The following is a 967-nucleotide window of genomic DNA, read 5'->3' on the forward strand; positions in this document are numbered from 1 at the left end:
CTCGAGAACACCCCGCAGACCCTGCCGGAGTGCAAGAGCGAGCGTAACCGTCGCACCGAGCTGAACGTGCAGAACGGTCAGTAAGAGTCGCTGGTGTGATCCACGAAGCCCGGCCCCGGCCGGGCTTCGTCTTGCGCGGCATATCGGGCCGCCGGTCGGCCCACCCGTTAAACCTTGTTAACAAACGTAACCGGCCGTGTAATGATTCACGCCGGCCTGTTCAGGGGCGTCAACGCCTGGCCTGCCGTTTCCGACCTTCCATTGGAGTTGCACATGAAGATCCGCATGCTGAGCACCGCGTTGCTCGCCGGTCTGGCCTTCGCCCAGGCGGCGCAGGCGCAGAATTTTGACGACCGCTGGTACCTCTCTGGCGACGTCGGAATCAACGTCCAGGACAACGACCGCGGCACGAACAACGCGCCGTTCGGCGCGATTGGCCTGGGCAAGATGATCAGCCCGAACTGGTCGCTCGAGGGCCAGCTCAACTACCAGAATCCCCGGTTCACCAAGAACCAGGATCTGTGGTGGAGCCAGTACGGCGCCTCCATCGACCTCCGTCGCCACTTCATGGCCGAAGGCCGTTCGTGGAACCCGTACGTGCTGGCCGGCCTCGGCTACCAGCGCTCGGAGGAGGAGTACAACGCGTTCCCGAACCCGAACTCCCCCGGCCAGCGTGAGGACGGCAACCTCGCCGCCAAGATCGGCGCCGGCCTTCAGGGCGACGTCGGTCCGGTCAAGCTCCGCACGGAGCTGGCCTACCGCTGGTCGTTCGACGAGAGCAGCGTGGCTGCCCCGGACGAGGACTCCTTCGGCGACGTGCTGGCTTCGGTCGGCATCGTGATCCCGCTCGGCGCGCTGCCGGTCGCCGCTCCGCCGCCGCCGCCGGCCGTGACCTGCGCCGACAAGGACGACGACGGTGACGGCGTCAACAACTGCGACGACAAGTGCCCGGGCTCGACCGCCGGTC

The 967-nt window shown here is 66.6% G+C and carries 1 protein-coding gene; it reads left to right on the top strand.

Annotated features, from left to right (window positions below; genetic code table 11):
• Positions 1-273: 273 nt before the first annotated feature.
• The coding region (locus ACY35P_RS15620; protein ID WP_462116756.1) for an outer membrane beta-barrel protein at positions 274-967 on the top strand (694 nt) is incomplete at its 3' end.

It is taken from the genome of Lysobacter xanthus, assembly GCF_047159895.1.